Raw genomic sequence first — 6,821 nt, forward strand, 5'->3', positions numbered from 1 at the left:
ATTGTTCCCGTCATTCCTTTATATATCATCTGTGATGCTAAAAACGTAACCACCAGGGCAAATACCCAGCGCAACCAGCCCGATGATGAGGTATGCACCAATATTTTTGACCCGGTTAATGCACCTAATAAAACACCTATCGCAACCGGCATGGAAAGACCCGGATCAATGTATCCCCGTTGCAGGTAAACTACCGCGCTTGCGGCAGCGGTAACCCCTATCATAAAATTACTGGTGGTAGTTGATACTTTAAATGGGATGCGCATAATGCCATCCATGGCCAAAACTTTCAGTGCGCCCGAGCCTATGCCAAGCAGGCCCGATATTACTCCGGCAAAAAGCATCATAAAAAAACCTCCGCCTACATTCCTTACCGAATAGGCTACTTCACCTGCCGGCGTTGGAAAACTGCCGTTCAATTTTAGCTTTTCGGCAAGTTCGCTTTTTTGCTGATGGATTTGCTGCGATTTTTTCCGGAGCGACATTACCGCCGAAAGGATCAGGATCACACCGAATAAAACTGCTATAAAATTGGTGGGGATATAAACTGCTATCAGCGCGCCAACCATCGCGCCCGCGGTAGTGGCAATCTCCAGGAACATACCCAGCCTGATATTGGTTATCCCCTCTTTAACATATGCTGCCGCCGAACCTGAAGATGTGGCAATAACCGATATGAGCGATGCGCCAATGGCATACTGAATATCAACCCCAAGCAAAATGGTGAGCAAGGGGATAATAACAACACCTCCGCCTAACCCCGTTAATGAGCCCAATAAACCCGCCAAATACGACCCAACAAGTATAATAAGCGTAAGTACTGTTACCGACATAAGGGTAATTGAAATTTGAAGCGAAAGTACGGATTACTTTCTTACAGTGATTCAATTTTTAAGTTAACAGAACATTTTACTGCGCCCAATAATAATTTTATACTGAGTGAATTTCTTTTGTTATTTTAACCTGTCAAAACCTTATCTGCGTTACCATGATAAAGAAAAGTTACCTTTTATTATTAATATTCACAATCCCCTTATCGGTATTTGCGCAAGTAAAAATACCTGCAAACATGTTTGTAAAAACATTGCCTAATGGTCTTACGGTACTGGTGGTTGAAGATAACAGCGTCCCCCTGGCAACGGTTGCTATGACATTTAAAACCGGTGCCTTTACCGAACCGCTGAAATACAGCGGACTCACTGGCTTGTACCAAATGATGCTTTTTAAAGCCAATAAAGACTACGGAAATGCCGAACAGGTTGGCTATCGTACAAGTGTATTAGGCACTCAAAAAAACACTACGGTACATGAAGAATACGGGAGCTGCTATTTTACACTCCCCAGCTTTAATATAGGCGAAGGATTGAAGTACATGAACTCGGCTATCCGTTTCCCTGTGCTTGACAATGAAAGCCTGGATCATGCAAAAGCCATCACGCTGGCACAATTAACCCAAAAAGAATCGGCAGCATCTTTCGGGTTTACTGTAACGGCCGGGCAACACCTGTGGGGTAGTTTGGCTAACCGGAAATCTGCCATTGGTACCCGCAATGCTATTACTTCCGCTACATTAAGTCAGATCGATTCGGTAAAACTAAAATATTATTACCCTAATAACGCCCTGCTAATAGTTGCCGGCAAAGTAACCCATGATGCTATATTTAAACAGGTAACCCCTTTATTTGGCAGCTGGCAGGCCTCCGTGTTCAGTCCGTTTAAAAAGTGGGTAGTACCTGAGTTCGAGCCACTCAAAAAAACAGATTATTTTATTGTTGAATCGGGCCTGGCTACTATTCCTACAATTTATATGGGCTGGCAGGGGCCGGATACGCGTCATGATATCCCTTCAACCTATGCTGCTGATATTTTTTCTTATATACTCACGCAAAACTCCTCAAAACTGAGCAAAGCTCTTGTTGAAACGGGGCTTGCCCAGTATATCAGCTTCAGCTACCTCACGCTAAGCCATGGCGGCGAGATCTCATTTTATATACAGCCCAACCCTCAAAAAATCAAAGAGTGTTTGGATGAAGTAAAAAAACAGATCAGCCTGTTTGATACAGACGATTATATTACCGACGAACAGATTCAGACTGCCAAACGAAAACTACAGATAAGCCAGGAACGACGGGCAGAGATCGCCTCTGAATATGTGCAAACGCTTACCTTCTGGTGGGCATCGGCATCGCTCAACTATCATTTTACCTATAACGATAAAATCGACAAGGTTACTAAAGCCGATGTGCAGGCTTATGTACGCAAATACATCAAAGCAAAACCTTATTGCGCGGGCCTCCTCATCAACCCCGATTTAAAGGCACAGGTTAACGCAGATGAATTTTTTAAGGCCAATTAATTCAACCCCTATCATGAAACTATCAATTTTAACCCCTATTATATTATTGCTCGGCGGCATTTCAACTGTTTATGCGCAGGCACCCGCAACACCTGCAGCAACCTCATTTGATGTAAATGGCATCAAGGTAATTTTCAGGCAAACAACCAAAAACGTGGTTAATGTACGTATGTATTACCGAGGCGGGGTAACCAACTATAAAGCCAACAAAGCCGGCATTGAAGACCTTACCCTGCAATCGCTTACTGATTGCGGAACAAAAAAATACAGTTCGGCAGCATTAAAAGACACCGCAGATAAATACGAGATATTTATGTTTGGCACATCCTCATATGATTATGGCTTTGTGCAGGTTAACACCGTTTCGAAATACCTGAACCAGGCATGGGACTTGTTTACCGAAACCATCATGAACCCGGCATTTGAGGATAAACAGGTTGAGCTGTTGAAAACCAAACAAATTTCGGCCATAAAAAAAGCGCAGGCTTATCCGCAAACCCGGGTTGAACAACTGGAAATGCAAAACGGCTTTAGCGGAACACCCTATGCTATTCAACCAGCCGGCAACGAGCTTACCCTGCAAAATTTAACTTCGGCCGACTTGAAAGATTATTACAAAACCCTTTTAAATAAAAACAAGGTCTTTATAGTTGTAGTTGGTAATTTAACCAAGCAGGAGGTGTTTGAAAAGGTACTGGCTTCATTTAGCAATATGCCTTCGGCGTTTTACGCAAAACCAGATTATCCTTCGCCAGCCTGGACGGATAACAAACTTGTTGGCGAACGGCGTGACCTTCCAACAAATTACATTACCGCCATTATGAATTCACCCGCCGTTAACAGTGTTGACAATGTCCCTTTCAGGCTTGGCATTTCTGCATTGAGTAATACGCTTTATTATGAATTGCGCACCAACATGAAATTGGCATTTGATCCGAGGGCCTCTACATGGTCATACCAAATGCCATATGCGCAAATGAACTTAAGTACCGATAAACCACAGGAAGCCATCCCTGCCATGATAAACATTTTAAAAAACATCCAGGCTAAGGGGGTTAATGATGAATGGCTCACCCGCATTAAAAACAGTTTCCTGATCAGCACTTTTATTAATGACCAAAGTGCAGCTTCCATTACCAACAGACTTGGCTTATCAGAAATAAACGGAGGGTGGCAGTATGCCGACGATTTCCCCCAGCTGGTATATATGGCTACAACAGATCAGGTTGCAAGAGCCTTAAATACTTATGTTGTTGGCTTAAGATGGACATACCTTGGCAATCCGGATGCTATAGAAGGGTTCAAGATTCCGCCATATTAAATTGAACTATTGTTTACTTTTGGCCAATTAATATACAGTTAGTTGCTCATGGGTTACTCAAGTTTACAAGCCTGCATTACCGATCTCGAAAAAAACGGCCATCTTATTCGTATTAAAGAAGAAGTAGACCCTTACCTGCAAATGGCCGCGATCCATTTACGGGTATTTGAGAACGAAGGGCCGGCTATATTATTTGAGAATATAAAAGGCAGTAAATTCCCGGCAGTATCTAACCTTTTTGGTACGCTTGACAGATCGAAATTTATTTTCAGGGATACGCTGGAAAAGATCAAGGTCTTGGTCGACATCAAAAACGAACCGATAAAGGCCATAAAAAACCCTTTTAAATACGCCGGCATTGGCTTAACCGCCCTGTCGGCATTACCTATGAAAGGCGGATCGGGTGCACCGATCAAATTTGGTAAATGCAACATCAGCGACATCCCGCAAATAGTAAACTGGCCTATGGATGGCGGCCCGTTTGTCACCATGCCGCAGGTTTATACTGAAGATGCAGATCAGCCGGGCATTATGAATGCCAACCTGGGTATGTACCGCATCCAACTGGCCGGTAATGATTATATCCAAAACCAGGAGGTCGGCTTGCATTACCAGATCCATCGGGGTATTGGTGTGCATCAAACTAAAGCCAATGCCAAGGGACAACCACTCAAGGTGAGTATCTTTGTGGGCGGCCCACCTGCGCATCCTGTAGCGGCTGTAATGCCCCTGCCCGAAGGTTTATCTGAAATGACATTTGCAGGTGCATTAGGCAACCGTCGCTTCCGCTATTTTTATGACGATGAAGGTTTCTGCATTTCGGCCGATGCTGATTTCGTGATCACCGGTACTGTTATGCCGCACGAAAATAAACCCGAAGGACCTTTTGGTGATCATTTGGGCTATTACAGCCTGGTACACCCCTTCCCTCTGATGAAAGTGCATAACGTTTATCACCGTAAAGATGCCATATGGTCATTCACCGTGGTTGGCCGTCCGCCGCAGGAGGATACGAGTTTCGGGGCGCTCATCCATGAAATTACAGGTTCGGCTATTCCCAAAGAAATTCCCGGTTTGCATGCTGTTAACGCTGTTGATGCAGCGGGTGTACACCCGCTCCTTTTCGCCATTGGCAGCGAACGCTATACTCCATATCTCAAAGAGCGCAAGCCACAGGAGATTGTAACTATTGCCAATCACATCTTAGGCAAAGGGCAGCTAAGCCTTGCCAAATACCTGTTCATTGCCGCACAGGAGGATGATCCAAAACTTAATGTAAATGATGTAGGCGGCTTCCTGAAGCACATCCTGCAAAGGATTGACCTCACTCGCGACCTGCATTTCCACACCAACACCACCATCGATACACTCGACTATAGTGGTGAAGGCCTAAACTCGGGCAGTAAAGTAGCCATCACGGTTGCTGGTAAAATCAAACGGGAACTTTGGACAGAACTACCCGACTGGTTCAACCTCCCCCGCCCCATCACAGGCTACAAAATGGCCATGCCCGGCGTGTTAATGGTTGAGGTACCCAAGCACGTAAATCATAAGGATATTGATAACATCATCAGCAGTATCGAATATCATTTGCAGGATGAAGACCTAAATGGACTGCCGTTGGTAGTGCTTTGCGATGATGCCGGTTTCGCCGCGCAAACCACCAACAACTTTGTATGGGTAACCTTTACCCGCAGTAACCCTTCGCATGATATTTACGGCGTTGGCAGCTTTACCGAGCATAAACACTGGGGCTGCAAAGGGCCACTAATTATTGATGCCCGAATAAAACCACACCACGCCCCTGTACTGGAACGGGTACCCGATGTTGAAAAAACGGTAGATAAGCTGGGAGAAAAGGAAGGATCGTTGTTTGGGATTATTTGATAATATCTCCACCGCGTCATTGCGAGGCACGAAGCAATCCCAAACTATACAGGGCGGACCTGCTTATCGGGGATTGCTTCGTGCCTCGCAATGACGGATGGGATAAAATGCAATTTTCCACCCCAAAATCTAACTTTAAACTCAACCAAGGCACTTTTTCAAAAAATAAACCTCTAACAAACCGCTAATCTCCAATCACTAATCACTATATTAGCATCCTTTTAATTTTACTCATGAATATATTTTACGGAACAGGGGTAGCTATGGTAACCCCTTTTCATGCGGATGGTCAAATTGACTACGACGGGTTGAGAAACCTGATTGAACATTTGATTGATGGCGGGGTGGAATACCTGGTATCGTTAGGTACAACCGGCGAAAGCGCCACATTGAGTGAGGCTGAGCGAAAGCAAGTTTGGGCTTTCACTGCCGAAGTGGTAAATAAGCGTGTTGGTCTGGTAGCCGGTATAGGCGGTAATAATACTCATGAAGTTGTTGAGCAAATAAAATCGTTTGATATAGAAGGCTATGATGCTATACTTTCAGCAAGTCCGCATTATAACAAACCTACCCAGGAGGGTATTTATCAGCACTACAGGGCTATAGCACAAAATACTGAACTACCTATAATCCTGTATAACGTACCAAGCCGTACAGGCAGTACCATCAGCGCTGAAACAACTGTACGCCTGGCAAAGGAGTTTAAAAACATAATCGGTATCAAAGAAGCATCGGGCAATTTCGACCTGTTTAACCAGTTGATGCGCGACAAGCCCGAGGATTTCCTGTTTATATCAGGCGATGATCCGGTTACTTTGCCCATGATGGCTTTAGGCGGAGTTGGTGCGATATCTGTTATTGGCAATGCTTTGCCGCGTCAATTATCTGACATGGTTAGGCTTTTGCTGAACGGCGATTACAAAGCAGCACATGCCGCGCATTTTGATCTGATTGAGTTTACCCGATTAATGTTTGCCGAAGGCAGCCCTGCAGGTGTTAAAACTGCCCTAAAACAATTAGGCATCTGCGGCGATACAGTGCGGCTACCATTGGTACAGGTAAGCGAAAAAACTGCCGGTGCTATTGTGGAAGAGCTTAAAAAGCTGGCTCCGGTAGCAGTAAAAGCGTAAAATACAAGAATCATCCTCTACAAGCGTCATGGCGAGGTACGAAGCAATTCCCTATTAGCAGGTATGCCCTGTAAAGTTTGCGATTGCTTCGTACATAGCAATGACGTTTTTTATATTCCCTGGAGGG

5 protein-coding genes are annotated in these 6,821 nt (G+C 44.6%); 4 read left to right on the forward strand and 1 reads right to left on the reverse strand.

Annotated elements, in window-relative coordinates; all coding sequences use genetic code 11:
* Positions 1-833, reverse strand: an 833-nt coding sequence (locus VF500_RS06350) for a sulfite exporter TauE/SafE family protein (protein ID WP_330858859.1), incomplete at its 3' end; no start/stop codon positions are given.
* A 236-nt stretch (positions 834-1,069) separates the two neighbouring features.
* On the opposite strand from VF500_RS06350, the gene VF500_RS06355 reads away from it, so the two are divergent.
* The 4 genes from VF500_RS06355 (at position 1,070) to dapA (ending at position 6,694) form a co-directional block, all read left to right on the forward strand.
* On the forward strand, positions 1,070-2,356 hold the full coding sequence (locus VF500_RS06355; RefSeq protein ID WP_330858860.1) for a pitrilysin family protein: 1,287 nt from the start codon (positions 1,070-1,072) through the stop codon (positions 2,354-2,356).
* Positions 2,357-2,369: 13 nt separating this feature from the next.
* Positions 2,370-3,677, forward strand: a complete 1,308-nt coding sequence (locus VF500_RS06360; protein ID WP_330858861.1) for a pitrilysin family protein — start codon at positions 2,370-2,372, stop codon at positions 3,675-3,677.
* A gap of 48 nt (positions 3,678-3,725) precedes the next feature.
* Entirely contained in the window at positions 3,726-5,564 is a 1,839-nt protein-coding gene (locus VF500_RS06365; RefSeq protein WP_330858862.1) for a UbiD family decarboxylase, read from the forward strand.
* Positions 5,565-5,797: 233 nt separating this feature from the next.
* Positions 5,798-6,694 (forward strand): 4-hydroxy-tetrahydrodipicolinate synthase, encoded by an 897-nt coding sequence (gene dapA, locus VF500_RS06370; protein ID WP_330858863.1) that lies wholly within the window; start codon positions 5,798-5,800, stop codon positions 6,692-6,694.
* Positions 6,695-6,821: the final 127 nt, after the last annotated feature.

The organism is Mucilaginibacter sp., assembly GCF_036383575.1.
Taxonomy (GTDB): domain Bacteria; phylum Bacteroidota; class Bacteroidia; order Sphingobacteriales; family Sphingobacteriaceae; genus Mucilaginibacter.